Origin of the sequence: Corynebacterium sp. MSK204, assembly GCF_030229885.1 — a bacterium.
GTDB lineage: Bacteria > Actinomycetota > Actinomycetes > Mycobacteriales > Mycobacteriaceae > Corynebacterium.
In genome coordinates this window covers 44730-67243 of the sequence record NZ_JASPGQ010000010.1, presented here as the reverse complement: position 1 = coordinate 67243, position 22514 = coordinate 44730, and the positions used below count along the sequence as shown (strand labels likewise).

Here is a 22514-nt window from a genome sequence, read left to right as displayed (position 1 = left end):
GTAACTATAGTTTCTAACTATGACGACACAATGCTATAAATCCCAGCACGAGCTACTCCAAGAGCGCGCCGCAGCAGTAGACCTGCGGGCATACCACCTGCATTTGGACTTATCTCAGGTGAAGGAAAGCCCCACGTTTGGCGCGACGAGCTGCATCGAGCTCACCACCACCGAGCCCGAGCTTTTCCTGGACTACCTGGGAGAATCGGTAGAGCAGGTAACAGTTAACGGTCAGGCGCAGGACATCGACTTTGATGGCAGCCTTATCCGCCTCCACGGGCTACCGGTGGGGGAGGAGCTAACCATTGAGATCAGCGGCACCTCGCGCTACTCGCGTACGGGCCAGGGTTTGCACCGCATGCACGACCAGGCCGATGACGCGACCTATCTGTACTCGCACCTCGAGCCTTCCGATGCCCGCCGCATCTTCCCTTGCTTTGAGCAGCCCGACCTCAAGGCGCCGTTCCACGTCGCCATGACCGCGCCGAAGGACTGGCAGATCCTCTCCAACCAGCCGGAGACCGAGCGCGAGGAGCAGGGGGACAATGCCACGGTTCGCTTTGCGCCCACCCCGCCGCTCTCGACGTACCTCACCTCTTTTGCCGCGGGGCCTTATCAGTATCAAGAACGCGTCTGGACCTCGCCGGATGGCGAGCACTCCGCGCAGCTGCGCGCCTTTGCCCGCGCCTCCATGTTTGAGTACTTGGACGAGGAGATCTTGGAGCTTACCGCACAGGGCATGGACTATTTCCACGAGAATTTCGGCTTTGCTTACCCTTGGGGTAAGTACGATTCCATCTTCGTACCGGAATATAACCTCGGCGCGATGGAGAACCCGGGCCTGGTGACCTTTACGGAAAGCTATATCTTCCGCTCTAAGGCCACGCACAGCCAGAAGGCCGCTCGCGCAAATACCATCCTGCACGAGATGTCCCACATGTGGTTCGGCGATCTTGTCACCCCGCAGTGGTGGGACGATCTCTGGCTCAAGGAGTCCTTTGCCGAGTTCATGGGCGCCGATGCCTCCGTGCACGCCACCGCCTACGAAGAGGCGTGGGTCAACTTCGCTGGCGAGCGCAAGAACTGGGCCTACCTGCAGGATCAGCTTCCCACCACGCACCCCATCAAGGCCGAGATCCCAGACGTGGATGCCGCGCGCCAGAACTTCGATGGCATTACCTATGCCAAGGGCGCGGCCGTGCTCAAGCAGCTCGTGCACTACGTAGGCCGCGATAATTTTTACGCGGGCGCAAGGAATTACTTCCAGGAGCATGCCTTCGCCGCGGCCACCTTCGATGACCTGCTCACTGCCCTGAAAAAGCACACCGACCGCGACCTCGATTCCTGGTCAAAGGCGTGGCTGCGCACCTGGGGGCCGGATACACTTACCCCGGAGCTGCACAAGGAGGGCGACAAGATCACCGAGCTCGCGGTGAGCGCCGAGGCCGAGGATACGACCCGGCCACACCGCCTGAGCGTGGCGCTTTTTGATGCCTCCTTGCACAAGTACCGCGAATTCGACATCGACCTTCCCGCCGGTGGCCACCGCACCATCGTGGATGAGGCGGCGGGGGAGAAGGCCCCGGCATTGCTGCTGCTTAACGATGCCGACCACACCTACACCAAGGTCCGCTTCGACGACGTTTCGCTTGCCACCATCAGCGATCACCTCTCCGAGGTCCAGGATGGGCTTAGCCGCGCGGTCATCTGGACCTCGTTGTGGAACCTCACTAGGGACGGGGAATGGAATGCGGAGGAGTACGTGGGGGTCGTCGCCAAGCACGCGCCCGCAGAGACCAATGCCACGCTGCTGACCACCGCTTACGGCAATGCGCACTTTGCCATCCAGCACTATGTGGCCGAAGACCGCCGCGAGCAGGTGCGCGCCGAATTCGCCGATGCACTGTGGGAACAGCTCGACGCCGCGGATCCGGGCTCCGATGCGCAGCTCATTCTGGCCCGCACCTCCATTGCCGCACTGGCCGCAACGCCTAAGGACTCCGGCACCGATCGCCTGCGTGACCTGCTCGCCGGCGCGGTGGCGGGCCTGCGCCTCGATCCGCAGATCCGCTGGTCCATCCTGCGCGCCCTAGCCGCCCGCGACGCCGTCAAACTGGATGAGTTGGAGGCAGAAAAGCAGCGCGATAATACGCTGACCGGCGCCGCCGAATTCTTGGGCGCTAGCCACGCCTTCCCCACGCCGCAGACCAAGCGGGCCGCCTTCAATAGCGCGCTAACGCCAGGGGAGTACTCCAATGCGGAGGTCGATGCCCTGCTGGCCGGCTTTAATGCCCCGCGCTCGGCGGAGCTGCAGGAAGAATTCGCCGAAGAGTTCTTCCGCCGCGTCGAAGAAATCTGGGATAACCACCCCATTGAGATAGCCAACCGGCTGATCCGCGGCCTCTACCCGGAATCTTCCATGGCGGAGTCCGCCACCACGGATCTCCTGCACAAGGATCTACCGGGTGCGCTGCGCCGCGTACTCCTAGAGTGCCGCGATCACCTGCGCCGCACCCTGCGCGTGCGCGCTCAGCAGTAGGCGGGTCAATAGACTGTACCGCCGCCGGCTCGCGCCGGAGTTCCCCTCGGGTCACAATTGCTTTAACACTTGTTGATCCGGGGGGAATCTACAGATGCCATTAAGTCCTGACCACAGCGACGAAGAATTAGTTGATGCTTTCATCGAGGGGGATAATAAAGCCTTTTCCGCCATCGTGGAACGCCACCGCAAGCGGCTGACCACCGTGGCGCGGCGTTATACAAGGAATGAATATGACGCGCAGGATGTCGTGCAAGAAGCCTTTCTGCGCGCTAGCTGCAATCTCCATAATTACCGGCGGGAATCGGCCTTAAGCACGTGGCTGCACCGCCTGGTGAAAAACACCGGCTACGACTATTTAAATCACCGGGCTAATAGGGAAAACGCCTCGCTCGATAGCGATGATTTTGCCGATGATCGCAATCCACTGCTGGCGCATAACCCATCTGAAAATCTTGCCGAGCAGCTCGTCGTCCGCGAGGCCATGGAGCTATTAAGGCAAGATCAGCGCGAAGCCCTCATGCTTACCGATGTCGCCGGCTTCCGCGTCAACGAAGTTGCCACCGCCCAGGGCGTAAAGCCAGGCACCGTTAAATCTCGCCGGGCACGCGCGCGGGAGGTCTTGCGCGAAGCCATCGGTTAACATCTCGATATCGCATCATTCTTGCATCAATTTCGCTGCGGCGAGCCTTTGCAATATGAACGATTCGCAATCTGGCGGGTAGACTCTTGACGTTACGCAAAATGACACTGTGATTTTAGGGAGTTAGCAATGACCGTCCACGATGTTGCCATCGTAGGTTCCGGACCTGCCGGTTATACCGCCGCGCTTTATGCCGCTCGTGCTGAACTCAGCCCCATTGTATTTGAGGGATTTGAATACGGTGGCGAATTAATGAACACCACCGAGGTAGAGAACTACCCGGGCTTCCAAAAGGGCATCATGGGCCCAGAGCTCATGGAAGAAATGCGCGCACAGTCAATCCGCTTTGGCGCGGATCTGCGCATGGAAGTCGTCGACTCCGTCGAGTTGGAGGGCGATATTAAAAAGCTCCACGTAGGCGATGAGGTATTTGAAGCCCGCACGGTAATCCTCGCCACCGGCGCCGCACCGCGCCACCTTGGCATTCCCGGCGAGGAAGAGCTCTCCGGCCGCGGTGTTTCCACCTGCGCTACGTGCGATGGTTTCTTCTTCAAGGGACACAATATCGCCGTCATCGGCGGCGGCGATTCCGCCATGGAGGAAGCTACCTTCCTGACCAAGTTCGCGGAGTCTGTCACCATTGTGAACCGCTCCGAAAACTTCCGCGCCTCCAAGATCATGTTGGACCGCGCCCAGGAGAACGAGCAGATTAAGTGGGAAACCAACAAGGTTGTCGAGCGCGTGCTTGAAGATGACGGCAAGGTCGGCGGCCTAGAGCTCAAGGACGTTGAGACTGGGGAAACCTCCACCTTGGATGTGACCGCCATGTTCGTTGCCATTGGCCACGATCCGCGCTCGTCCTTCCTCAACGGCCAGGTAAAGCTGAACGACAACGGCTACGTTGAGGTTGATCAGCCCTCCACTAAGACCTCGCTGCCTGGCGTTTTCGCTTGCGGTGACTTGGTAGATGATCACTATCAGCAGGCCATCACGGCCGCGGGATCTGGCTGCCGCGCTGCCATGGATGCGGAACAATTCTTGGCTGCAAACCGTTAGATCCAGTATGAGTAACGTCAAAAAGGTAACCACTGAAACATTCCGTTCTGATGTTATCGAGTCGGATAAACCCGTCGTCGTGGACTTCTGGGCGGAATGGTGCGGGCCATGCAAGAAGCTGTCTCCGATCTTGGAAGAGGTCGCAGATGAGCTCGACGGTGAGGTCACCATCGCCCAGGTCAACGTCGATGAAGAACGAAACCTCGGTGCCATGTTCCAAATCATGTCCATCCCAAATGTATTGATTTTCAACAATGGCGAGAAGGTCGATGAGTTCGTCGGCCTGCGTTCTAAAGATGACATCGTGGCGCAAGTGAAAAAACAGCTATAGCTGTTAATCTTGTTACTAAAGTTAACGAGTAGGAAATCTGCCATGCGGCCCAAAGTCCTAGGGCCGTGGAAGGGGTGAAAGGCGTGAATCGCGTTCTTCGGGTTGGTGATTCAAGTGTGCGCGTAGCTGAAGCTCGCGCCACCTTGGCTCGCCTTGGCCTCTTATCAGATTTCACGGGGGAACTGTCTGCCTGGAAAAAGCAGAAGTACTCCGAGACTGATAAGACCTTTGATGCCGATCTCGCTGAAGTGCTCAAGGCATTCCAGCAGTCTCGCGGCATCCTCCCAACGGGAGAGATCGACGATCTCACCCTGCGCGAATTGCGCCAAGCCTCTTATACCCTGGGCAGCCGCGTATTGAGCTACGAACCCACCAATGCGTTGGTGGGCGATGACATCTCTCAATTGCAGCAACAGCTACAAGAGCTTGGGTTTTATCAAGATCGCGTCGATGGCCATTTTGGCCGCACTACCCACGCTGCACTCACCGAATACCAGCACAACTGCGGGCTACAGGAAGACGGCGTGTGTGGGCCCGCGACCATTCGCGCGCTCAGCTTGCTCGGCCGCCGCATCACCGGCGGTTCAGCGCACAATATTGTAGAACGCGAGCGCGTGCGCAATGCCGGGCCGAAACTGGCTGGCAAGCGCGTGGTCATTGACCCTGCACTGAGCGGCCGGGACTCCGGCTTCACCGTCAAGGGCCGTTTTGGTGATATTTCTGAGCAAGAAATCCTCTGGGATCTCACCCAACGCATCGAAGGCCGCATGATCGCCGCCGGCATGGAAACCATTATTTCGCGCCCCCGCACCGATGATGCGGACGTGCAATCACGTGCCGAGCTGGCCAATGCCTTTGATGCCGATATGGTCATCTCTTTGGCGTGCGATTCTTATCCCAACGAAAAGGCCCATGGCGTCGCCACGTTCTACTTTGGGTCCGAATCCGGAAACTCCTCACTCATTGGTGAAACCCTTTCCGGCTTCATCCAGCGTGAAATAGTGGCACGCACCGATCTCCAGGACTGTTCCAACCATGGCCGCACTTGGGATCTCTTGCGCCTGACGCAAATGCCGGTGGTACAGATCTTTTTAGGTTATCTCACCAACCCTGAGGACGTCAAAATCCTGACCAACCCAAAGCGCCGTGACGATATTGCAGAAGCAATCGTCATCGCCGTCAAGCGCATGTACCTCATGGAGCAAGACACCGCCATTACCGGCACCTACAAATTCTCCGAGCTTCTTCAGGCGGAGCAGGCTTAGCCCTCCACGCTAGGTTTGGGGCGCAGGCATTCTTTTGTGGCGTAGCCACCGTGTAATATCAGTCCAGTTATTGACTACTACACAGTGAATGGATTCTCATTATGGGCAGCACAACCTCCGCCCCAATTTCCAGAAAAGAAACTCGCCGCGTGGTAGCTGCCACCACAATCGGAACAGCGATTGAATGGTATGACTACTTTCTCTATGCCGCAGTTGCCGGCCTGGTATTCAACCAGGTGATGTTCGGCCCCCTAGAAGGCGGGGTAGCCAGCATCGTCTCCTTCGCCTCCGTGGGCCTGTCCTTCCTGTTTCGCCCGCTTGGCGCGTTCCTAGCGGGCCATTTTGGTGACCGCCTTGGCCGCCGCCTCGTTCTCATGGTCACCCTTTTTGCCATGGGCGGGGCCACCACACTGATTGGCCTCCTGCCTACCTACGATACGGCGCGAGTATGGGCTCCCGTCCTGTTGATTTTCCTCCGCATCATCCAAGGCATCTCTGCCGGGGGAGAGTGGGGGTCAGCGGTACTGCTTGCAGTTGAGCACGCTCCCAACGATAAGCGCGGCCTCTTCGGCGCTGGGCCACAGATCGGAGTCCCCATCGGCCTGCTGATGTCCTCTGGCGTGCTGTCCATCATGAACATCATCGCGCCAGGGGATGCCTTCCTTGAGTGGGGTTGGCGCGTGCCGTTCTTGCTTTCCTTTGTCCTCGTGATCATCGGTTACGCCGTCCGCGTCGGCGTAGATGAATCACCGGTCTTTCAAGAGATCTCGGATAATAAGAAACGCGAGGCGGCAAACCCCATTGGGATCCTTTTCAAGCGGTATTTCCCGCTTGTCCTCGTCGCGGCCCTAGTCTTTGCCGGCAATGGCACCGTGGGCTATATGACCACCGGTGGCTATATCCAAAATTACGCCACCAACCCCGAGGGCCCGGTCTCGCTCGCGCGTGGCGATGTCCTCAATGCCGTCACCCTATCCGCCTTCACGTGGCTCATCTTTACCCTTTTCGCCGGCTGGTTATCGGACTACATCGGGCGCCGCGCGACATATCTCATCGGATTTGTCATTCAAGCAATCGGCGCAGCGGCCCTTTTCCCGCTGGTAAATACGGCGTCCCTGGGATTGCTTTATGCCGCCCTCATCTTCCTGACGGTAGGACTCGGGTTAACCTACGGTGCGCAATCTGCCATGTATACCGAGCTTTTCCCCGCATCCATCCGTGCCTCGGGCGTATCGATTACTTATGCCATTGGTTCCGTCCTCGGCGGCGCCTTCGCCCCGATGATCGCCGCAGCGTTGGTAGAAGCAACGGGCACGACCTTTGCGGTATCCGTCTATCTTGTCTCCGCAAGCATCGTCGGATTTATTGCAGCCCTACTCCTGCGCGAGCGCAAGGGCATCCCGCTTGGCGCCGAACACGAGGAAGAACAAGCCAAGGGCCACTTCATCTTTTCTAAAAAATAGTGCCCTCGCTCTGAAGAGGAGGGCACTAACGATGGGAACTCGGCAGGTACCTGGGGAACCTGCCGCAGGAGCCAGTTATTTATCCCGCTCCATCAGCGCCATGATGCGCTCGAAGTCTTCTTGGTCGCCAAATTCTACGACCATCTTGCCCTTGCGCTTACCCATGGTCACGGTGACCTTAGTATCGAAGCGATCTGAGAGGCGCTCAGCCGAGTCGGTGAAAAATTGCGGCTGCGGTACCTGAGACTTCTTCTTATTCTCCGCAGGCTTCCCGTCGCGCTTATACAGCGTCACGGCTTCCTCGGTGGCGCGCACGGACAGGCCTTCCGAAATAACCCGGTCCGCGATGTAGTCCATCGCTTCCTTGTCATCGAGGCCCAAGATAGCGCGGGCGTGACCAGCCGAGAGGGTGCCTGCGGCGACTCGCTTTTGCACTTCCACAGGCAACCGCAACAGGCGGAGCATGTTGGTCACCTGCGGGCGGGAGCGGCCAATGCGGTCCGCTAGTTCGTTCTGGGTAACGCCGAACTCTTCCAAAAGCTGCTGATAGGCGTGTGCCTCTTCCAAAGGGTTGAGCTGGACGCGGTGAATGTTTTCCAGCAGGGCATCGCGCAGCAGGTTGTCATCTTTGGTATCGCGCACGATGGCAGGGATGGTGGCCAAACCAGCCTTGGAGGAGGCGCGCCAACGACGCTCACCCATGATGAGCTCAAATCCGCCCTCCTCGGAGGGGCGGACGACGACCGGCTGCAGGAGGCCGAATTCGCGGATGGAATGAACCAGTTCGCTGAGCTCATCCTCATCAAAAACGGTACGCGGCTGCTTGGGGTTCGGGACGATTTCCCCCACGGAAATCTCGCGGTAGGTCGCCCCGATTGCTGCCGGCGTAGCTTGCCGCTTCTTGGAGGACTTGGACCCAGAGCCTTGTTGGATGGTGGGAGCGCCCTTCACGCGCTTCTCACCGCGTGCCTTACGCTCGCTATTGCCCGTGGAATTTCCCAAGATAATATCTGCGGCGGAATCACCCAGCCGTGGCTTGCGGGTGGGCGCGTCGGGGCCGGACGGGATGAGAGCGGCCAAGCCTTTGCCTAGGCCACCTTGCTTTTGTTCTGCCATGAAATCCTATCCTTCCAATTCCGCATAAATTTCGGGGCTCACGCCAATCGCCCCCGTAGTGGGATGCGGGCGATAATCACCGCGCCTGTTGAGCTCGCGAGCCGCGGCGAGATACGCCCGTGCACCCGTGGATGAAGGGGCGTAATCAATCACCGTGGTCCCGTAACCAGGTGCCTCTGAGACGCGCACGGAACGCGGGATGACATTGCCCATGACAACGGCGCCAAATTGCTCACGAACGTTATCGGCCACATCCTCAGCCAAACGCGTACGTGCATCATACATGGTAAGGAGCACCGCAGAGATATGGAGATCTTCATTGAGGTGCTCGCGAATCATCGTGATATTGCCCAGTAACTGGCCCACGCCCTCCAGTGCGTAGTACTCGCACTGGATAGGAATGATGACTTCTTCCGCACACGTCATGGCATTGATCGTCAGCAAGCCCAAAGATGGCGGGCAATCGATAAAGACGTATTCAAAGCCGTGATCTTCTAGGAACCCTTTATGCAGGGCATCGTAAAGCCGAAACTCGCGGCGCACGAGAGAGACCATCTCAATTTCCGCGCCGGCGAGATCGATAGTCGCGGGGATGCAATAAAGGTTGGAATTGTGCGGGGAAGCCTGCATGGCCTTTTCCGCAGTGCAATCACCCAAGAGCAATTCATAGCTGGAATCAGTCCCTGAGCTATGTTCCGCGCCCATGGCGGTCGATGCGTTTCCCTGGGGGTCAAGGTCAATGACCAATACCTTCTTGCCTTCAGTAGCAAGGGCTGCGGCCAAGTTAGCGGCGGAGGTGGTTTTACCTACGCCGCCCTTCTGGTTGGCAATGGTGATAAGGCGCGGATTAGTCATGCCGTCTACTTTAGTTCACGCGCGGGACACGGATAATCGTGGTTCCGTGAACGGTCGTGACCTCGGCTTTTCCGCCGCCGGCTTTCTGAATATCCGCGGCATCGCGCTCTAGTTCTTCGTGTACAGAAGAACCCTTCAGCGCGATCATTTCCCCGCCCTTACGCACCAAGGGAAGAGACCACTTTGCCAGCCTTCCCAGGGGTGCTACTGCGCGGGAGGTCACCACATCCGCGCCGACCACTGCCTTTTTAATGGGGCCTTCTTCCGCGCGCCCTCGCAACACGGTGACATTATCTAGCCCCAGCTTTTCGGTCACCTCGTTGAGGTAGTTATAGCGCTTTAAAAGCGGCTCAATGAGCGTGATATGCAGATCGGGGCGGGCGATGGCCAGCGGGATGCCGGGCAGCCCGGCACCAGAGCCGACATCGATAACCGTGGTGCCTTCCGGAATGACTTGTTCAATGACGGCGCAGTTTAAGATGTGGCGCTCCCACAGCCGCGGTACCTCGCGCGGGCCGATAAAACCACGAGTGGACCCGTCTGTAGCGAGCGAATCGTGGTATTCCTGCGCGAGCGGCAGGCGAGAGCCAAATACTGCAGACGGGTCCATCTCGGACACTATGAGAATCTCCTCAGTAGCTGTTTAATTGTCGTTCTTCCGCTGTTTCTTGGTGCGGTTATCTTTCTTGCGAGCGCCTGGCTTTGGAGCGGTGGTGCGCTTGGCCTCAATCTTAGCGGCCTCTTCCTCTTCTTCTTCGCGGTCCATCTTGCCGTAGATGATGCGGGTCTGGAAGAAGGTCCACACGGTGTTGGACAGCATGTAGAACAGCAAACCGATGGGCCAGATGAAGCCGGAGAAGATCAGCATTGCGGGCATGACCCACAGCATCATCTTGGACATCATGGCCATCTGCTGCTGCATCATTTCCGCATTCTGACCCTGCGGAGCCGAGGTCTTACCCTGGGCGCGGCGCTTTTCTTGGCGGTTCAGGCTCATGCGCGCGTTGAAGTGCATCAGCACCACAATGACGGCAATCATCGGCACAATAATGAACGCCGCTTGGGTGGTGGTGGTAACGCCTTCCACCAAGGGCGAGTTCAGGCGCAGGTTCGTCACCAGCGGAACGCCAAAGATCTTGGCATCCAAGAATTGCTGGACGAGCTCCGGTTTAAAGATGTAGTTCGCAGTATTGGCATTGTCCTCAATGGACATCGGCTCGCCGCTGGGGTGTCCAAAGCCGCCGGCTACAGACACCGTGCGGTCGAAAGAGCGCAGCACGTGGAAAAGACCAATGAACATTGGAATCTGCACCAAGACCGGAAGGCAGCCGGCCATCGGGCGAACGCCAGATTCCTTATAGACCTTCTGCATTTCCTGCGCGGCGCGAGCCTGATCGTTGCCGTACTTCGCGCGGATTTCCTGCACTTTGGGCTGGATTTCCTGCATCTTGCGTGAAGATCGAATCTGGCTCACGGTGGGCTTGACCATGAGCGCCTTCAGCGTCCAGGTCAGCAGCACGATGGCCAAAATCCACGTAATGCCCCATGCGGGATCCATTACGAGGGATAGCAGCCAGTGCCAGAACCATAAAACGGCCGAAATTGGCCAGTAAATGAAATTAAGCACGAGTGTTTAATCCTCAGTTGTTGTTGGTGACCGGTACCGGGACTGGATCGAATCCGCCCGGATGCCAGGGCCCACATTTGCACACCCTAGCCATTGCCATCGCCGTACCTTTAAGCGCGCCATGTCTGGACAACGCCTCTAAAGCATAAGCACTGCATGTCGGTTCGAACCGACAGGTTGATACCATCTTAAGGCCCGAGACATGTTTTTGGTAGAAACGAACCGCTTTAACCAACGGTGTGGCCAGTCCAGAGGCTGCAGGAATTTCTTCCCCACGGGTATTTAAATATCCCATTGCTTGCGCAGCGCCTTAGTAATATCTTTTTCTAATTGCTCACTGGTAGCAGTCGCGCTTGCAGGTAGCGCACGAACCACGACATCCACGCCCGCTGGGAGCTTGGGGATAAGTGTCATGCACACATGGCGAAGCCGCCGGGAGGTGCGGTGGCGTACCACTGCATTCCCGACGGCTTTAGAAACAATGAGGCCGAATCGCGGCCCGGTGGCCGCGATCTCGGCCGGATTGCCCATGGTGCCAGTGGAATTCGCACTCATGGTATCGCGCGCATGCACGACGACGGTGCGAGTGCCCTGCCGGCGACTGCCCTTCATCGTCCGCCGAAATTGCGGCGGCGATGTGAGCTTGTGGTGGGCTGGCAGCATAACTTATGCGGACAGCTTTGCGCGGCCCTTCTTGCGGCGAGCGGCCACAATTGCACGACCGGAGCGGGTGCTCATGCGAGTGCGGAAACCGTGCTTACGTGCACGGCGACGGTTGTTCGGCTGGAACGTGCGCTTACCCTTTGCCACGTCAATTCTCCTTGAAGTTGTACGTGGACATACTGCCGCCACAAAACGGGAGCATATCCACTGATGAATGGATTCCATGAACCTGACGCGTCACTGTTATCCAAATGCTCGGCGAGCTTTGGTAGCCCAGCCAATGCGAAGTGACGCTGTCCTGTTCACGCGCAACTCTCTGTTGCAATAGACCATGCCAGATTACGTGATTTAAACCGCTGGAAACAAATCGACACTCGGGTACACCCGAAATTACATAAGTGTTTTTTCCTGCAGCTAGAAGGCCAGTTTTGGCGCTCATGCTGCGGCTAATCCTTCGCGCCGCAATGGTCTATAGCCGCCTGCATTTTAAGTATAAATCTTCCGTTAGACACACCCACCTTTGCGGCGGTAGAACTAAGGAATCGAATTCCACAGCACGTGCACCGTTGTGGATAACTCTAAATAACCACTTGAGAGTTTTAGCGTTTCCGCAGTACAAGACCATAAAGTGGCCTATCACAAGTTATCCACAGCCATGCACTAAGCTGTGAATAACTATTTCTTCCACACCTGTGGATAACTCTGTGGAGATCGAGGTGACTCGATAAAAACCACTGTGAAAACCGCGGTGGAATCCACCGTGGAATTTGTTATTTACTGTCCACCCGTCCCCGAGAGAATTATTGAAGGTAGCCCGTTGTGACTGAACCACAAGCGAACCTAGAAGCTGTCTGGCGCGCGATCGTCGATGATCTGCTCGCGCAATCCGAGCAGCCCAACTCTGAGGTCCCGAGCTTTTCGCATACGCAACGGCTCTACCTGCAGCTGGTTCGCCCGATCATGATGGTGGAAGGCTACACGCTGGTCGCAGCGGAAAATGTCAACGCCAAAGAAGTCGTAGAAAATGAGCTCGGCGGATATATTTCCAAGGCTCTTACCCGCCACCTCGGCCGCCCGTGTTCCTTCGCCGTCACTTTGGCTACCCCGCAAGAACCACAACCGCCGGCTGACCCATCGAATTCGCAGCCGGCACCAGGAGGGGCATCGGCAAGCACGCAGGCTCCTTCCTCCCAACCCAACCCGCCGGCACAGCACATGCCACCGGCGCAGACCGATTCTTCCTCCGCGCACAATTACGTCTCCCGCCCCCAGCAAACGGATGCGGCGGCAGCCCGCGGAAATAACAACCCCACCGCAGGTCAGACCCCGCCTAATTGGCGGTCCAGCCATGCCCCGGCAAGCCTGGATGAATTGGCGGAGCACTACAGCCAGCAGGACTATAACCGCCAGCAACCGGATTTTGGCGGATCTGCGAATGCCGCGCGCATTCCGCGCGAGGCCCCGGCGCACGATCCCAACCGGGAGACCTCGCTGAACCCGAAGCACACTTTTGAAAGCTTCGTCATCGGTTCATCGAATCGTTTTGCCAATGGTGCGGCGGTGGCGGTGGCGGAAAATCCCGCCCGCGCCTATAACCCGCTATTTATTTGGGGTGGTTCTGGACTGGGCAAAACGCACCTTTTGCATGCCGCCGGCAACTACGCACAGGTGCTACACCCGGGACTGCGCGTGAAGTACGTGTCCTCGGAAGAATTTACGAATGATTATATTAATTCCTTGCGCGATGACCGCCAGGAATCCTTCAAGCGGCGCTACCGCAACCTCGATATTTTGATGGTGGATGACATCCAGTTCTTAGAGGGCAAGGAATCCACGCAGGAGGAGTTCTTCCACACTTTCAATGCGCTGCACCAGGCCAATAAACAGATCATTTTGTCCTCGGACCGCCCGCCAAAACAGCTCACCACGCTGGAAGACCGCCTGCGCACGCGCTTTGAGGGCGGGCTGATTACGGATATTCAACCGCCTGATCTGGAAACCCGCATTGCCATTTTGATGAAGAAGGCCGCCGCCGATGGCACTGAGGTGGATCGCTCCGTCCTAGAGCTCATCGCCTCGCGCTTCGAGTCTTCCATTCGCGAGCTCGAGGGCGCGCTCATTCGCGTCTCCGCCTACTCCTCCCTGGTCAATGAGCCGATCAACGTGGAAATGGCAGAAATTGCATTGCGCGATCTCGCGCCGGATTCTGCTGACAGGCAAATTACCGCGGCCTCCATCATGGAGGTCACCGCGGAATACTTCGATATTGATGTAGAAACCCTGCGCGGTGCTGGTAAGAAGCGCGCGGTGGCTCATGCCCGCCAGCTGGCGATGTACCTCTGCCGCGAATTGACCGAGCTATCGCTGCCCAAGATTGGCGAGCAATTCGGCGGCAAGGACCACACCACGGTGATCTATGCCGATCGCAAGATCCGCAAAGAGATGACGGAAAAGCGCAATACCTACGACGAGATTCAGTCCCTGACCCAGCGCATCAAGAATCGCGGTCGCGCCTAGATCAAACGAACCACTCGGTGGCGTCTTCCTTAAATAACAGGAAGGCGCCATTTTTGTAAGCAGGCGCCGCGCTTCCCGGTGCCCTCCACCTTCCACCACCGCCTACCTGCGGTTATGTCCCTGTAAAGACCGTATGAACAGCTATCCACAGAGTTATCCACACCTGTGTAATTTCACGGATGTAATTTGTAGATTTTGCTCACAGTTTTAAATTCCACAGGCCCTATCCAGCACAGACGCCCCTGTGATCAGCACTGTGTGCAGATCCGTGGAAAACTAGTACAGGCTGTGGATAAAACGATGACCCGCCAATTTATCCACACTCCGGGCCGGTTGATCACAGCAAGATCACAAGAATTGGCACACCCCGGATCGCCGCGCTGAACTTGTCATTTACCCCGTTGATCACAGATCCCACAACGCTTATTACTACTACTAAATTATTTCTCTGATCTTGTAAGTAGAAAGGGGATGTGTGGAATTGTGCCCGGCGCCGAGCACGCGGCGCTGGCTCGGACGGGCGGAGGGAAAATTACAAGGCTCACCGGATGCGGTAAGTTGGAAGCCAGCTTTTGAAAGTTACACATTCCTACCCCGCCAAAGAGGAGCTCTTCGCACCATGGATGAAGCCGTGTCATTTCGCGTTGCCAAAGATGACCTTGCCAACGCCGTAGCGTGGGTTGCCCGCAGCCTGCCTTCCAAGGTCACCCAGCCGGTGCTGCGCGCGATGCTCATCACCGCTGATGACAACGGCTTAGAGTTCACCGGCTTTGATTACGAGGTTTCTACCAAGGTGCGCATCGCCGGCATGGTGGATGAGCCCGGCCAGATCGCTGTTGCCGGTAAGTTGCTTTCCGATATCGTGGCTACCTTGCCCAATAAGGAAGTGGAGATCTCCCAGGTAGATTCCAAGGCTTTGGTTGCCTGTGGTTCCTCCCGCTTCGAGCTACCGCTTATCCCGCTCGATGATTACCCGCAATTGCCGGTATTGCCTGAGGTCACCGGCACGATCCAGCCGCAGCTCTTCGCAGAGGCCATCCAGCAGGTAGCATCCGCAGCCGGCAAGGATGACACCTTGCCCATGCTCACTGGCGTGCACATGGATATCCACGGCAAGGATATTGAGATGACGGCTACGGACCGCTTCCGCTTGGCCATGCGCACCCTGGAGTGGGAGCCAGCGGCTGAGGACGTTGAGGCTAAGCTCCTAGTCCCGGCAAAGACCCTGCAAGATACCGGGCGCAGCCTGGATCCGCATTTGAATATTCCCATCGAGATCGCGGTGGGCTCCGGCGATAATATCGGCGCCGATGGCCTCTTTGGCCTGCACGCGGATAACCGCGAAACCACCACGCGCATGCTGGATGCGGACTTCCCAAACGTCCAGCCCTTGCTTCCCAAGTCGCACACGAATATTGCCTCGGTTGAGGTGGCACCGCTGCAAGAAGCCATTCGTCGCGTTTCCCTGCTGACGGACCGCAATGCGCAGATCCGCATGGAATTTGCCGATGGCCAGGTCACCCTGTCCGCCGGCGCCGATGCCGGTAATGCCACCGAGACCCTGCCATGCGCATTCCACGGCCGCGATGAATTCCTCATCGCCTTCAACCCGGGCTATCTGAAGGACGGCCTAGCGGTCATCAACACCGACCGCGTGGTCTTCGGATTCACGGAGCCTTCCCGCCCCGCCATCATGATCCCGGAGCCAGAAGAGCTGCCGGAAGCCGATGAGGATGGCAATTTCCCTACGCCGCAGACCAATTTCACCTACCTCTTAATGCCGGTTCGCCTGCCAGGTTAATGTTTATACGGGATCTCGATGTTCGGGATTTTCGCTCATGGCCCGAACTAAAGCTTGAGCTGGGCCCGGGGATCACTCTGTTTGTGGGCCGCAATGGCTTTGGCAAGACCAATATCGTGGAAGCCGTGGGCTATACCGCCCACCTGTCTTCCCACCGCGTCTCCCATGATTCGCCGCTGGTGCGCCAGGGCGCGCAGAGCGCGCGGGTGTCCCTTACTGCCGTGAACCAGGGGCGCGAATTAACCACCCACCTGCTGATAAAACCCCATGCCGCCAACCAGGCGCAGATTAACCGCACGAGGTTGCGCAGCCCGCGCGAGCTGCTCGGCGTGGTGAAAACGGTGCTGTTTTCCCCTGAAGATTTGGCCTTGGTGCGCGGTGAGCCCGCGGGGCGCCGCGCGTATCTCGATAGCATCATCGCCTCGCGCACCCCGCGCTTAGCTGGGGTTAAGGCGGATTATGACAAGGTATTAAAGCAGCGCAATGCATTGTTGAAGTCGGCATCGGCAAGCTTGCGGCGCGGCTACGGCGATAGCGACGGCGCATCGGCCCTGTCCACGCTGGATACGTGGGATGCCCAGCTCGCGCGCTTAGGCGCACAGGTCATTGCGGCGCGCCTTGCGCTTGTCGATGCCCTCTTGGACCACATTCCCGCCGCCTATGCCGGCCTCGCACCGGAGTCGCGGCCTGCGCACGTGGAGTATAAATCCACCATTGATACCTCTGACCGCGAGGTGCTGGAGGCCGTCATGCTGACCGAGCTGGCCACTGCCCGGCAGCGCGAGATCGAGCGCGGCATCTCTCTGGTGGGCCCGCACCGCGATGATCTCGTGCTCCACCTGGGGGATCAGCCGGCCAAGGGTTTTGCCAGCCACGGCGAAACCTGGTCTTATGCCATCGCCCTGCGCCTGGCGGAGTTTGAGCTCCTGCGAGAGGATGGGGGATCCGATCCGGTCCTCATCTTGGATGATGTCTTTGCCGAGCTCGATGCCAAGCGCCGCACTCAGCTGGTTTACCTCGCCGCCACGGCAGAACAGGTGCTAATTACCGCCGCGGTGGATGAGGACTTACCGGATAACCTAGAGCCCATCGTGCGTTACCGGGTAGGAGTGGAAGATACGGACCAGGGGCGCATTTCCACCCTGCACACGGAAGCCACCGCAGGAGAGGATAGCGAGGAAGAAGCATGAGTGAGGAAGAAGGGGAAACCGGCACGCAGCGCACGGATCCCGTCACCCAATACTTCCGCTTGGTGCGCTCTACCTCGAAGAACCCGCCAAAACTTACGCGCCCGGTGCCGAAGATGCCGGTTCCCTCCTTGGCGGATGCCCAACAGCAGAACTATCGCGGCTACCAGGTGGGTAGGCCTACCGGCGCCGATGGCAGGAGGCCGCGGCGACAGATCGACGTGCCGAGCCTGGGCGCACAGATTAAAAAGGAGATTTCTCACCGCGGCTGGGAGCATGAATTAGCGCACGGCTGGGTCATGGGAAATTGGGAAAACCTGGTGGGTGAGCGCATTGCCGCCCATACGCAGCCGCAAAAAATCAAGGACAAGATCGTCTATATTTCCTGCGATAACTCCACTTGGGCGACGGAACTGCGCTACCTGCAGCGGGAAATCCTGCGCAAAATTGCGGACCGGCTCGGCCCCGATGTCATCGCTGAGCTGCGGATCCACGGCCCGCGGCAGCAGCGCAATTACGAGGGGCGGCAGTGGGTGAAACCTCAGGGATCGCAAGATACCTACGGCTGATAAGTGGCTGATAGGCGCAGGTTAGCTCTGCCCTTTAAAAGATAAATAACCACAGAGCGCGCCACATAGCTACCTCTGGCCGGTGTGGGGTGTCATTCAGTAGGGGGTATGCGTGTAGAATAGTGAAAGTCTTAGAATTAGCTATAGCCAAAAGGAGAGCACGAATCCGTGGCTGAAGAACACGCATATGATGCTGGATCAATTACGATCCTGGAAGGTCTAGAGGCCGTCCGCAAGCGCCCCGGTATGTACATCGGTTCTACCGGATCGCGCGGTTTGCACCACCTTATCTGGGAGATCGTCGATAACTCCGTCGATGAGGCCATGGCAGGCTTCGCGGACAAGGTTACCGTCAAGCTCTTGGAAGACGGCGGCGTCGAGGTCATCGATAATGGCCGCGGCATCCCGGTGGAGATGCACGCCTCCGGTGCGCCGACCGTCCAGGTGGTCATGACGCAGCTGCACGCCGGCGGTAAATTCGACTCCGATTCCTATGCCGTTTCCGGCGGCTTGCACGGCGTCGGCATTTCCGTGGTCAACGCCCTGTCCACCCGCGTGGAGGCGGAGATCAAGCGTGAGGGCAAGCACTGGTACCAAAACTTCCAGAACGCCATCCCGGATGACCTTGTAGAAGGCGGCAACGCCCGTGGCACGGGTACCAAGATTCGCTTCTGGGCGGACCCGGAGATCTTTGAAACCACCGAGTTCGACTACGACACCATTGCGCGCCGCCTGCAGGAGATGGCCTTCCTGAACAAGGGCCTGACCATCGAGCTGATTGATGAACGCGTGACTCAAGAGCAGATCGAGCTCGAGGAAATCGCGGATGCGGAATCCGGTGAGGCGAGCGCGGATGAGACCTCCTTTGATGATGTCCCCGATGCCGGCGATACCTTTAACGAGGAAGCCGATTCCAAGAACGTCACCAAGGCCGATAAGAAGCGCCGCAAGAAGATCACCTTTCACTATCCGGAGGGCCTGACGGACTACGTAAAATTCCTCAATAAGTCCAAGAGCGCCATTCACCCCACCATCGTGTCCTTCGAGGCAAAAGGCGAGGACCACGAGGTTGAGGTGGCCTTGCAGTGGAACCAGGGCTATAAGCAGTCCGTGCACACCTTTGCCAATACCATCAATACCCACGAGGGCGGCACGCACGAAGAGGGCTTCCGCGCAGCCCTGACCTCCTTGATGAACCGCTATGCCAAGGAGCACAAGCTCATCAAGGACAAGGACGGCAACCTTTCCGGCGATGACTGCCGCGAAGGCTTGGCCGCCGTTATTTCGGTCAAGGTGGGCGACCCGCAGTTCGAGGGTCAGACCAAGACCAAGCTGGGCAACTCCGAGATCAAAGGCTTTGTGCAGCGCTCGGTCAACGAGTACGTCAATGACTGGTTTGATGCCAACCCGGCAGAGGCAAAGGCCATTATCAATAAGGCCGTCTCCTCGGCGCATGCCCGCATGGCAGCGCGTAAGGCGCGCGAGATGGTGCGCCGCAAGTCCGCCACCGATCTGGGTGGACTGCCCGGCAAGCTTGCGGATTGCCGTTCTAAGGATCCGCGGAGTTCGGAGCTTTATATCGTGGAGGGTGACTCCGCGGGCGGTTCCGCGAAGGCCGGCCGTGACTCTATGTTCCAGGCCATCTTGCCCTTGCGCGGCAAGATCCTGAACGTGGAAAAGGCCCGCATGGATAAGGTCTTAAAAAATGCCGAGGTCCAAGCCATCATCACCGCGTTGGGTACTGGCATCCACGAGGAATTCGATATCAAGAAGCTGCGGTACGACAAGATCGTGCTGATGGCCGATGCCGACGTGGACGGCCAGCACATCGCCACGCTGCTGTTGACCCTGCTCTTCCGCTTTATGCCGCAGTTGGTTGAGGATGGCCACGTGTACCTAGCTAACCCGCCGCTCTACAAGCTGAAGTGGTCCAAGGGCACGCCGGGCTACGCCTTCTCTGATGACGAGCGCGATAAGCTGCTGGCGGAAGGCCTGGAGCACAACCGTAAGATCAACAAGGATGACGGCATCCAGCGCTACAAGGGCTTGGGCGAGATGAACGCCTCCGAGCTCTGGGAGACCACCCTGGATCCCTCCACGCGCCTGTTGCGCCGCGTGGACCTGGAAGACGCACAGCGCGCCGATGAGCTGTTTTCCATCCTCATGGGTGATGACGTGGCCGCCCGCCGCTCCTTTATTACCCGCCGCGCGAAGGATGTCCGCTTCCTGGATATCTAAACCGTTGGCTTAGCCCTTCTGCGTGCAGGGGCTAGGCAAAAAGCTAGAGCCCACCGTGGATAATTCCACGGTGGGCTTTAACTATGGGGCGAGGTATTAGCTGCGGGAAGCGCGCTGATCCGCAAAACCAAAGCTCAAGGACACTAGGCAGACGGCGATGATGACGCCAAAGCCGGTCATGATGGATACGGGCCAATCTCCGGAGGTGCTTTGGAGCACGGCAAAGACGATGGCGGTAATGACCGCCAGGCCGATGGCGGTGCCGATGCGCTGTCCGGTTTGTAGGACTGCGCCGGAGGAACCGGCGTAGTTGTCTGGTACCTGCGCCAAGGTCAGGGTTTGGTTAGGGGAGACCACGGCACCTTGGCCAAGCCCGATGAATGCCAAGGAGAGGATGAGCCACCATTCGCTCATTCCCCAGTGCGTGGTTCCCCAGACGAATGCCACCGTGGCGATGAGGCCAAAGATTGTGGTCAGCATGCCGATGATGACCACCATGCGCCCGTAGCGCGAGATCTTGCGGCCCGCGATGGTAGCGGTAATGGAGTTGAGGAGAGCGGACGGAATGCCCACCGAGCCGGCCGCTAGGGCGGAGTAGCCCAGGCCATTTTGGAAATACAACGCAACGAGCACCCAGATGCTGGTAATACCCATAAACCACAACGTGGCGATGATGGTGCCGTTGCGGAAGCTCGAGGTGGCAAAGATATTGAGATCCACCATCGGCGGGTGGCCGGTGGCCTTGTGGTGGCGCTCCCACAGCACCCACACGCCAATGAGGACGGCACCCGCCAGAAGCAGCCACCACACGGCCGGGGAGCCGGTTGAGTCCATGAAGGGGAAGAGGATGCACCATACCGCGGCGCCGAGGATGAGCGCGCCGATGGGATCCAGGGTGGCCAGTGCCTTGAAGATGCCCAGCTTATTGCCCGCGGCATCGCGGACGCGGGAAAACAGCGGGCGTGGGAACCACATGAGGCCCAAGATGATGGCTAGCAGGCCGATAGGCGCGTTGACCAGCATGGTCAGCCGCCACCCGTGGTCAGGACCACCGAGCTTAATGAGGAAGCCGCCCAATACCGGGCCGATGGCCACGGCGATTCCCACGGTGGCGCCAAAGTATCCGAAGGCGCGGCCGCGTTCTTCCCCGCGGAAGTATTGCTGAATCATTCCCACGCCTTGGGGGTTCAGTAATCCGGCACCAACACCCTGGACAAAGCGCGCGATGTTCAGAGAATGCGCATTCGGCGCGAAACCCGCCACGGCGGCGCTGATGGTGTAGACGGCGATGCCGAGCAGGAAGATGCCCCCGCGCCCCACGAGATCGCCGGCGCGCCCAGCGGCGACGAGGACCACGCCGAAGGTAAGCGCATAACCAGACAGCACCCATTGCACATCCGAATCCGTGGCACCAAGCCCAGACTGGATCGACGGCAGTGCCACGTTCACGATGGACACACTAATCAGTGACATGAACACCGTGACCAGCACAATAATAAGAACCCGCCAGCGGGCGGGGTCTTGGCCGGCGGGGTAATCGGTACGGTTTGCTTCTGATGTCGACGATTTATGATGTGGGGAAAAAGTCACTTCCACACTTATACTCCGCAGTCCAGATAACCTTCAACCGCAGGAAAACCGGTGGAAATTAATTATTTACATGTGCTTTTGCACGACGCGGCCGAATGCAGGAACTTCCGGGCTTAAGATCTTGGTGGCCTTGCCGCGCAGGGAATTATAGGGTTTGCGCAGTGCGGCGGAGTTTACCTTTTCCACGTGCTTATCTGCGATGTTCATAATCTCATCGCTGACCTCTTCCTGGTGCGGTTCAAGGAAGGCGCCGAAATCATCCTTCCCGCTTTCCGCAAAGTCTTGCCACCGTGGATCCAGGGCATCGAGGACATCCGGCAGGATCCGTTCCAGCGCCTTGGGGACGACATTGGCATCGGCTTTTTTGGCGGCCGCCAATCCGCCTTTAATGGCTATGCCGGAAATGCCGGATTTGGCGGAGGCGACTTTTTCAACGAGATCCCCGCATTCGGCGATGAACTCGGTGCGGGTGGATCCGTGCATCAAGGTAGAAAGGTGAGACATGGTGCCATACTTTACGCGAATTTAGTGGCCATATAGACGCGGGCACAGTACTGCGCGAAGGTCTGATTTCCAGCGTTTAACGCTGGCACCTTTTCCAAAACCTCCGCCATAGCTCGAGCGGCCTGCCGCTCATCGCCGTGGATGGCGATGCCCTCTAGGCGCGCGGTGCTGGCAGCGGCGGCAGACACTAAGGCGGAATAGTTGATGATGCGGAGATTAAAGCGGGCGCAAAATTCTTGGGCCAATAGGTACAGCTGTTCGGGGCTCATGCGTGTGTCTTTCGCGCCCTGCGAATTTCGGCCTCTAGATCCGCGCGGCCGGGGAGGAGCTCGCGGGCGGTGGCTTGCACGTGGGCATCGGCAAGCGTGCGCGAGGCCGCCGCCACGATGGCACGCACCACCGCCTCGTGCTTGGAGGTTCCCTGCGCGGAGGCCAAGAGGGTAAGGGCGTGATCTTGTTCTGCGGTAAGCCGCAATGTCATTGCCATGCCCCAGTGATACCACAGTGATACCACCGGTGCGGCAAATAAGGCCGATAAAGCCCGGAGAAG

General features: G+C 58.4%; 22 protein-coding genes. 11 read left to right on the top strand and 11 right to left on the bottom strand.

Translation table 11 applies throughout. From position 1 onward, the window contains the following. The first annotated feature begins 19 nt into the window (after positions 1-19). The 6 genes from pepN to QP908_RS07690 all read left to right on the top strand — a co-directional run bounded on the left by pepN (position 20) and on the right by QP908_RS07690 (position 7297). Positions 20-2539 (top strand): aminopeptidase N, encoded by a 2520-nt coding sequence (gene pepN / locus QP908_RS07715; RefSeq protein WP_284772019.1) that lies wholly within the window; start codon positions 20-22, stop codon positions 2537-2539. A 94-nt stretch (positions 2540-2633) separates the two neighbouring features. Further along, a complete protein-coding gene (locus tag QP908_RS07710) occupies positions 2634-3182 on the top strand; it encodes an RNA polymerase sigma factor (protein ID WP_005275963.1) in 549 nt (182 codons plus the stop codon). 129 nt (positions 3183-3311) lie between these two features. Beyond that, on the top strand, positions 3312-4238 hold the full coding sequence (trxB, locus tag QP908_RS07705; RefSeq protein ID WP_005275966.1) for a thioredoxin-disulfide reductase: 927 nt from the start codon (positions 3312-3314) through the stop codon (positions 4236-4238). A gap of 7 nt (positions 4239-4245) precedes the next feature. Continuing rightward, positions 4246-4569: a thioredoxin gene (gene trxA / locus QP908_RS07700; protein WP_023029766.1), complete on the top strand. Its 324-nt coding sequence runs from the start codon at positions 4246-4248 to the stop codon at positions 4567-4569. A gap of 83 nt (positions 4570-4652) precedes the next feature. Beyond that, entirely contained in the window at positions 4653-5834 is a 1182-nt protein-coding gene (locus QP908_RS07695; RefSeq protein WP_034653713.1) for an N-acetylmuramoyl-L-alanine amidase, read from the top strand. A gap of 101 nt (positions 5835-5935) precedes the next feature. Beyond that, positions 5936-7297: an MFS transporter gene (locus QP908_RS07690; protein ID WP_284772018.1), complete on the top strand. Its 1362-nt coding sequence runs from the start codon at positions 5936-5938 to the stop codon at positions 7295-7297. A 75-nt stretch (positions 7298-7372) separates the two neighbouring features. Here the strand turns inward: QP908_RS07690 and QP908_RS07685 are convergent, their stop codons facing one another. Genes QP908_RS07685 through rpmH form a run of 7 tightly spaced genes read right to left on the bottom strand, consistent with a single transcriptional unit; the run spans position 7373 to position 11705 of the window. After that, positions 7373-8413 carry a ParB/RepB/Spo0J family partition protein gene (locus QP908_RS07685; protein WP_239269567.1) on the bottom strand — a complete coding sequence of 347 codons (1041 nt, stop codon included), beginning with the start codon at positions 8411-8413 and terminating at the stop codon, positions 7373-7375. A 6-nt stretch (positions 8414-8419) separates the two neighbouring features. Continuing rightward, positions 8420-9268: a ParA family protein gene (locus QP908_RS07680; protein ID WP_239269566.1), complete on the bottom strand. Its 849-nt coding sequence runs from the start codon at positions 9266-9268 to the stop codon at positions 8420-8422. A 10-nt stretch (positions 9269-9278) separates the two neighbouring features. Continuing rightward, positions 9279-9878: a 16S rRNA (guanine(527)-N(7))-methyltransferase RsmG gene (gene rsmG, locus QP908_RS07675; RefSeq protein WP_239269625.1), complete on the bottom strand. Its 600-nt coding sequence runs from the start codon at positions 9876-9878 to the stop codon at positions 9279-9281. A 33-nt stretch (positions 9879-9911) separates the two neighbouring features. After that, on the bottom strand, positions 9912-10895 hold the full coding sequence (gene yidC, locus QP908_RS07670) for a membrane protein insertase YidC (RefSeq protein WP_284772017.1): 984 nt from the start codon (positions 10893-10895) through the stop codon (positions 9912-9914). A 13-nt stretch (positions 10896-10908) separates the two neighbouring features. After that, entirely contained in the window at positions 10909-11190 is a 282-nt protein-coding gene (gene yidD, locus QP908_RS07665) for a membrane protein insertion efficiency factor YidD (RefSeq protein WP_284772016.1), read from the bottom strand. After that, positions 11178-11558, bottom strand: a complete 381-nt coding sequence (gene rnpA / locus QP908_RS07660) for a ribonuclease P protein component (protein ID WP_284772015.1) — start codon at positions 11556-11558, stop codon at positions 11178-11180. The genes yidD and rnpA overlap by 13 nt, the downstream gene beginning before the upstream one ends. Positions 11559-11561: 3 nt before the next feature. Then, the gene (gene rpmH, locus QP908_RS07655; RefSeq protein ID WP_005275994.1) at positions 11562-11705 is read right to left on the bottom strand and encodes a 50S ribosomal protein L34; all 144 of its coding nucleotides are present in this window, start codon (positions 11703-11705) and stop codon (positions 11562-11564) included. Between the two features lie 672 nt (positions 11706-12377). Between rpmH and dnaA the strand changes: the two genes are divergently transcribed. The 5 genes from dnaA to gyrB all read left to right on the top strand — a co-directional run bounded on the left by dnaA (position 12378) and on the right by gyrB (position 19870). After that, positions 12378-14075: a chromosomal replication initiator protein DnaA gene (gene dnaA, locus QP908_RS07650; protein ID WP_284772014.1), complete on the top strand. Its 1698-nt coding sequence runs from the start codon at positions 12378-12380 to the stop codon at positions 14073-14075. Between the two features lie 619 nt (positions 14076-14694). Further along, a complete protein-coding gene (gene dnaN / locus QP908_RS07645; protein WP_239275422.1) occupies positions 14695-15876 on the top strand; it encodes a DNA polymerase III subunit beta in 1182 nt (393 codons plus the stop codon). Next, a complete protein-coding gene (gene recF / locus QP908_RS07640; protein ID WP_239269561.1) occupies positions 15876-17066 on the top strand; it encodes a DNA replication/repair protein RecF in 1191 nt (396 codons plus the stop codon). The genes dnaN and recF overlap by 1 nt, the downstream gene beginning before the upstream one ends. Continuing rightward, entirely contained in the window at positions 17063-17632 is a 570-nt protein-coding gene (locus QP908_RS07635; protein WP_239269560.1) for a DciA family protein, read from the top strand. The genes recF and QP908_RS07635 overlap by 4 nt, the downstream gene beginning before the upstream one ends. Before the next feature lie 168 nt (positions 17633-17800). Then, on the top strand, positions 17801-19870 hold the full coding sequence (gene gyrB, locus QP908_RS07630; protein ID WP_239269559.1) for a DNA topoisomerase (ATP-hydrolyzing) subunit B: 2070 nt from the start codon (positions 17801-17803) through the stop codon (positions 19868-19870). Between the two features lie 96 nt (positions 19871-19966). On the opposite strand, the gene QP908_RS07625 is transcribed toward gyrB, so the two are convergent. The 4 genes from QP908_RS07625 to QP908_RS07610 are packed head-to-tail and all read right to left on the bottom strand — an operon-like array spanning position 19967 to position 22451. Beyond that, positions 19967-21466: an MFS transporter gene (locus QP908_RS07625; protein WP_284772013.1), complete on the bottom strand. Its 1500-nt coding sequence runs from the start codon at positions 21464-21466 to the stop codon at positions 19967-19969. Positions 21467-21526: 60 nt separating this feature from the next. Further along, the gene (locus QP908_RS07620; RefSeq protein ID WP_239269557.1) at positions 21527-21964 is read right to left on the bottom strand and encodes a DUF6918 family protein; all 438 of its coding nucleotides are present in this window, start codon (positions 21962-21964) and stop codon (positions 21527-21529) included. Positions 21965-21975: 11 nt separating this feature from the next. Continuing rightward, positions 21976-22233 carry a cell filamentation protein Fic gene (locus tag QP908_RS07615; RefSeq protein ID WP_239269556.1) on the bottom strand — a complete coding sequence of 86 codons (258 nt, stop codon included), beginning with the start codon at positions 22231-22233 and terminating at the stop codon, positions 21976-21978. Further along, the gene (locus QP908_RS07610) at positions 22230-22451 is read right to left on the bottom strand and encodes a hypothetical protein (RefSeq protein ID WP_005280480.1); all 222 of its coding nucleotides are present in this window, start codon (positions 22449-22451) and stop codon (positions 22230-22232) included. Before QP908_RS07610 ends, QP908_RS07615 begins: the two co-directional genes overlap by 4 nt. Positions 22452-22514 lie beyond the last annotated feature (63 nt).

Excerpts from the sequence above, each read along its gene's own strand:
- QP908_RS07615 (WP_239269556.1), bottom strand. The coding sequence starts at position 22,233 with ATGAGCCCCGAACAGCTGTACCTATTGGCCCAAGAATTTTGCGCCCGC.
- QP908_RS07635 (WP_239269560.1), top strand. The coding sequence starts at position 17,063 with ATGAGTGAGGAAGAAGGGGAAACCGGCACGCAGCGCACGGATCCCGTC.
- QP908_RS07610 (WP_005280480.1), bottom strand. The coding sequence starts at position 22,451 with ATGGCAATGACATTGCGGCTTACCGCAGAACAAGATCACGCCCTTACC.
- yidD (WP_284772016.1), bottom strand. The coding sequence starts at position 11,190 with ATGGGATATTTAAATACCCGTGGGGAAGAAATTCCTGCAGCCTCTGGA.
- QP908_RS07680 (WP_239269566.1), bottom strand. The coding sequence starts at position 9,268 with ATGACTAATCCGCGCCTTATCACCATTGCCAACCAGAAGGGCGGCGTA.
- dnaN (WP_239275422.1), top strand. The coding sequence starts at position 14,695 with ATGGATGAAGCCGTGTCATTTCGCGTTGCCAAAGATGACCTTGCCAAC.
- rsmG (WP_239269625.1), bottom strand. The coding sequence starts at position 9,878 with ATGGACCCGTCTGCAGTATTTGGCTCTCGCCTGCCGCTCGCGCAGGAA.
- trxB (WP_005275966.1), top strand. The coding sequence starts at position 3,312 with ATGACCGTCCACGATGTTGCCATCGTAGGTTCCGGACCTGCCGGTTAT.
- pepN (WP_284772019.1), top strand. The coding sequence starts at position 20 with ATGACGACACAATGCTATAAATCCCAGCACGAGCTACTCCAAGAGCGC.
- QP908_RS07710 (WP_005275963.1), top strand. The coding sequence starts at position 2,634 with ATGCCATTAAGTCCTGACCACAGCGACGAAGAATTAGTTGATGCTTTC.
- recF (WP_239269561.1), top strand. The coding sequence starts at position 15,876 with ATGTTTATACGGGATCTCGATGTTCGGGATTTTCGCTCATGGCCCGAA.
- QP908_RS07685 (WP_239269567.1), bottom strand. The coding sequence starts at position 8,413 with ATGGCAGAACAAAAGCAAGGTGGCCTAGGCAAAGGCTTGGCCGCTCTC.
- QP908_RS07620 (WP_239269557.1), bottom strand. The coding sequence starts at position 21,964 with ATGTCTCACCTTTCTACCTTGATGCACGGATCCACCCGCACCGAGTTC.
- rnpA (WP_284772015.1), bottom strand. The coding sequence starts at position 11,558 with ATGCTGCCAGCCCACCACAAGCTCACATCGCCGCCGCAATTTCGGCGG.
- trxA (WP_023029766.1), top strand. The coding sequence starts at position 4,246 with ATGAGTAACGTCAAAAAGGTAACCACTGAAACATTCCGTTCTGATGTT.
- QP908_RS07690 (WP_284772018.1), top strand. The coding sequence starts at position 5,936 with ATGGGCAGCACAACCTCCGCCCCAATTTCCAGAAAAGAAACTCGCCGC.